A 2904-nucleotide genomic window follows, 5' to 3' on the forward strand; every position below is an offset into this window, starting at 1 on the left:
CTAGCTCGCTCTAGAGCGAACGCAAGCATTGCATTGTGGATGCTCGATGAACTGGCCTGTACCAATGCAGCCTGAAGCGCGACTGCCGCGTAGTCGCAGTCGCGAGGCCATCCCAGCTGATCGGACGCCGCATCCAGACTCGCGAAGAGTGGAGGAAGCTGTGCTTCATTCTCGGCAAGTGCAATTGCCTCGACCAAGCGATCGGCTTCAGCAGTGCTGCCGCCGCGCTTCGCCACCTCGTCTCTAAACGCGACCAATTCGTCCATGTGACGCCTAACGTTAAAAATCACCGGACGGAGGCAAGCGCAGCTTGCCGGAGGTCCGGTGGATTGCAGTGTTGGGCGTCATTTCCAAAACTGCCACGGTTTCTTTGGGGTTTCGATTCCCTTGGCTTTGCTTTGAAGAAACCGCAGATATTTCGGGTCTTGGTCTTCAAAAATGTCCGCTCCGCCCCCCATATACACTCGCATTAACTCGTCGGCCGCTTGATCAAACGCCTGTAATTCAAGTTGGCATTGACCTAGACGGAGGTGAAGAAAGGGGTTCCCGATTGCGTTTGGGCAGTGCATGGCTTGCGAAAGATTGTCACGACCAGCGACATAATCGCCGCCAAGAAAATTTGAATCTCCAACGGCAGCAAGTATCCAGGTGGCAGCCTCCCATTCCGTTTTAGGCTCAGGCAACAAATCCCATGCGGCCCAATAGATCTGCAAGGCATCAGGAAACTGCTTCGCGTTAGCGCGTTTGTCACCAAGAGCGCAAAGGCGTTGAATTTCAGCGTGGATTTCGTTAGCTAACTCGGCCACGCGTTGGCATGACAAATTTGATGTCTTCTGCCGCGACGGTGGGCATGCTGAATCGAATGGTCTTTGGATCAACCGTGGCTGTGGGCGGAACGGGTTGCGCTGCAGCGCCAAGGCCAATGGAAGCGAGAGCAGCGGCAATGATTCTTCTCATGGGGACGGTGGTGTTTTAAGCGGCCGAACGTTTAGCGGAGGCCGAAGGCCGGAACGGCCTTGACCGCAATGTTAGGTGCTGGCGTGCTCACTACCACAGTTTCCACCAAGGCTTAGAAGGTGCTGCAGGCTTGTTCATTGCGGACCCAGAGGCTGGGCTGTCTTGATAAGTGAAGTTCACCTTGAAAGACCATGAGCCATCTTTGCGAAAGAAGTGAATAACTGCCTTTATCCACCAGTCACCTGATTTGCGCATAACAACGTAAAGGTCTTCGCATAGTTGCCGAAGTTCGCTGCTGATTTGTGCCTTGTCTTCAGCCTGTTCGTTCTTGAGCGCGTAATTCATGTACGAACCATCGCAATCGATGCTCAACCACCCCTCATGCCAACTCTTAGGAGAGCATGCAATGGCCTCTTGGATAAGGGAAGTAAGTTGTTCGGTATAGAGGTCAAATTTTTCGGTCATGGGATGCCTTGAAGCACCTAACGTTTGAGGTAACCGGCGTGCGACAGCGTGGCGAAGCCGGGCAAGAATGAAATGATGCCCGGCGCAGCCACGCCGGAGCACGTCCGGTTGAACGATGGGTTAGGCCCCACTGTCGTTTGCCGCAAAGTCCTCAGGTGGCAGCGGACACTCGACGTCGCGAAGTCGCTTCCGCGCGACCGCAAGTTGCTCCGAAGTGAACAGCTTTCTCCAAGGCTCGCAAAGCACAAAATACTCAACACTGAGGCGAAGATTCTGCTTTCCGCGCAGGAAAAGCTCGGTGAAACCCGTTGAAGGCTTGCTGGTTGCGAGTAAGCGATCTGCGGTTCCCTTGCCCCCATTTTCGCCGAGCATTTGCAAGAAGTAGGTAGCTCGATACGGCGGCTTCAGCTTTAACGCCGAATCGTAGATCCCGTGCATTTTTTGGTCAAATTCGTCAATGAGGTTCTGAGGCATTGCTTAACTAGTTTGTGCGTTACACGATTTTAAGACCTGGCCCATGGGGCATAACGTTCGAGCTAACCGGCGCTGCGCGGCTTTATCGCGCAGCGTCCAGCGACTGAAAGGAGCGAGGTTGAGCGCCATGTTAGCTCTTTGATAGCTTGGGAGATGCTTTCTTGTTGTTGTATTTCGGAAGTTCGCCAAACCTCTTGAAGTACTCAGCAAACGCTACGTACTCCGCCATTGCAACCTTGCCGTGTACAAGAAGATTCTCAGGGGTTATATCGCGCCCCTGATATTCAAATGAGCAGACAGCCACGTAAAGTATTTTTGCAAGAGCCTCTCCATCTTGGTAGTCATACCTGAACCTGTCTGCGCCACCGTGGCCACCGCCGCTCTTATCTCGGAGAGTATTGTTGAACTGGGAAAGGCGTCCTCTTAGACCGGCGACAGAGTTGGTCATTCCGAAGTAAACAATTTCTTTCGCCCAGTCGAACGGTTGCCCTTCGATATTGCGCCTTGAGATTCGCAAAGCGTAAATGCCGGGATACTGTAAGTTGTTCAGTTGTGGAACTCGATTGTCCCATTTTACCCACGAAGAGAATTCAAGTGTCATCATCGGAAAGAGCTAACTTGTAATTAGCCACCCTAAAGGCCGGGTGAAAGCACCCACATATTGGCGTATAAAAATTATGCCGTCAAGATTTTCCATTTAAAATCACCACAATACCAGCCATCTCACTTTTTTGCAGGGGCTTAACATTGGACGAAACACACCACCTACTGGAGGCTGTGGGAAAGCCGCGTTTGCTGGAACAGGTTCGCGCCCGTATTCGGGTCAAGCATTACAGCTTGCGTACCGAGCAGGCGTATGTGGAATGGATTCGCCGCTTCATTCTGTTTCACGGCAAGCGGCACCCTATGGAGATCAGGGCCATTCAACGCTGAACTCGTAGGCAAATGAACGGTCAGTATTTATTTGCGATATGCCACATGCTAACCCTCGCCATCCTTTCCTCCATC

6 protein-coding genes are annotated in these 2904 nt (G+C 52.4%); 1 reads left to right on the top strand and 5 read right to left on the bottom strand.

Annotated elements, in window-relative coordinates:
• The 5 genes from C2I19_RS20570 to C2I19_RS20590 all read right to left on the bottom strand — a co-directional run.
• On the bottom strand, positions 1-266 hold a 266-nt coding region (locus C2I19_RS20570; protein WP_158253789.1), incomplete at its 3' end, for a hypothetical protein.
• A gap of 78 nt (positions 267-344) precedes the next feature.
• Positions 345-944 (bottom strand): tetratricopeptide repeat protein, encoded by a 600-nt coding sequence (locus tag C2I19_RS20575; RefSeq protein ID WP_233201309.1) that lies wholly within the window; start codon positions 942-944, stop codon positions 345-347.
• Positions 945-1047: 103 nt separating this feature from the next.
• Positions 1048-1422, bottom strand: coding sequence for a hypothetical protein (locus C2I19_RS20580; RefSeq protein WP_103904449.1), 375 nt, complete (start codon positions 1420-1422; stop codon positions 1048-1050).
• 120 nt (positions 1423-1542) lie between these two features.
• Positions 1543-1896: a hypothetical protein gene (locus C2I19_RS20585; protein WP_103904450.1), complete on the bottom strand. Its 354-nt coding sequence runs from the start codon at positions 1894-1896 to the stop codon at positions 1543-1545.
• Positions 1897-2026: 130 nt separating this feature from the next.
• Entirely contained in the window at positions 2027-2500 is a 474-nt protein-coding gene (locus tag C2I19_RS20590) for a hypothetical protein (RefSeq protein WP_103904451.1), read from the bottom strand.
• A 173-nt stretch (positions 2501-2673) separates the two neighbouring features.
• Between C2I19_RS20590 and C2I19_RS20595 the strand changes: the two genes are divergently transcribed.
• Complete coding sequence (locus tag C2I19_RS20595; protein ID WP_439647055.1) at positions 2674-2829, top strand: phage integrase N-terminal SAM-like domain-containing protein; 156 nt, start codon at positions 2674-2676, stop codon at positions 2827-2829.
• Positions 2830-2904: the final 75 nt, after the last annotated feature.

The organism is Chromobacterium alticapitis (genome assembly GCF_002924365.1).
Lineage (GTDB): Bacteria > Pseudomonadota > Gammaproteobacteria > Burkholderiales > Chromobacteriaceae > Chromobacterium > Chromobacterium alticapitis.

Coding starts and splice junctions, on each gene's coding strand:
- C2I19_RS20580 (WP_103904449.1), bottom strand. CDS start 1,422: ATGACCGAAAAATTTGACCTCTATACCGAACAACTTACTTCCCTTATC.
- C2I19_RS20585 (WP_103904450.1), bottom strand. CDS start 1,896: ATGCCTCAGAACCTCATTGACGAATTTGACCAAAAAATGCACGGGATC.
- C2I19_RS20590 (WP_103904451.1), bottom strand. CDS start 2,500: ATGATGACACTTGAATTCTCTTCGTGGGTAAAATGGGACAATCGAGTT.